This is a genomic window from Methanoregula sp. (genome assembly GCF_002835825.1).
Lineage (GTDB): Archaea > Halobacteriota > Methanomicrobia > Methanomicrobiales > Methanospirillaceae > Methanoregula.
The window spans coordinates 1-1,119 of record NZ_PIZH01000693.1 but is presented as its reverse complement, the minus strand read 5'-3'; the positions used below and the strand labels follow the sequence as shown (position 1 = coordinate 1,119).

Sequence of the window (1,119 nt, the reverse complement as noted above, 5' to 3'; positions counted from 1 at the left end):
GATCCTCGATGCAGTGAGGGGATGACCATGATCGATGTTGCGGGTTTACAGAAAATGTACCGGATGGGTGCCGTGGAAGTGTCGGCGATGCGGGGCATCACGATCCATATCAACCGGGGAGAATTTGTCGGGATCATGGGGCCTTCGGGGAGCGGGAAATCAACGCTGTTGCACCAGCTGGGCCTCCTCGACACGCCCACGGCCGGCCGGATCACCCTTAACGGGACGGATGTCTCGCACCTGAACGATGAGGAACGCACCCGGTTCCGGCTCATGCACCTTGGTTATGTCTTCCAGGACTATGCCCTTGTCTCGGAGCTTACGGTGAAGGAGAACGTGGCGATCCCGGCGCTCATGCAGGGCCGGCCCCTGACGGAGTGTTATGCTGCGGCAACGGACGTGCTGGAGAAAGTGGGACTCGGGAAACGTCTCGATCATTTAGTGCACGAGCTCTCGGGTGGCGAGCAGCAGCGGGTCAGCATTGCCCGGGCGCTCGTGAACCGGCCCGCGATCGTCTTCGCGGACGAGCCGTGCGCAAACCTGGACACGGAAAGCTCAAGGACCGTGCTCGACCTCTTCCGGGCCGTGAACCGGGATCTTGGCCAGACGGTCGCGATGGTCTCGCACGAGCCATGGCACATGGAATATTTCGACCGGATCATCTTCATCCGCGATGGCCTTTTGGATGAGGAACGGATCGCAAGGGAGGGGAAGGCGGGTATGCCGGAACATTGATCCCTGGTCCGGACACCCCCTCCCGGGCCGTGGGGCTTTGCCGATGTCAGGTTAGTCCGGCCGGATGCCAACAGAACTCTGCTATACGTTACCTCATCAATTCCCGTCGTAAAATCCTGATCTGTTCCGGAACAATTACCGCGTTTTTCCGAAACATTGCCTCTGTGAGAAAGGGGGGTGAGGCAAAACGCGTACAACGGGGCGTTTTACGGGGCCAGATTTTTCTACGAGAGGGGGTGTCAAAAAAGGGGGTGTCTCCGACGGTGGGGGTTCATATCACAGATAGTGCCCCAGAAAGTGACCGGGCGGTGGAAATCCTAATCTCCTTATTGTATTCGGATGGAATTTTTCCCGTTCGAACTTTTGAAATGTTTAATTTCTGTT

The 1,119-nt window shown here is 57.6% G+C and carries 1 protein-coding gene; it reads left to right on the top strand.

The genetic code is table 11. The features are described 5' to 3' along the window. Window positions 1-735: ABC transporter ATP-binding protein (locus CW742_RS14480; protein ID WP_342764894.1), on the top strand; the 735-nt coding region annotated here is incomplete at its 5' end. Between the last annotated feature and the right edge of the window lie 384 nt (window positions 736-1,119).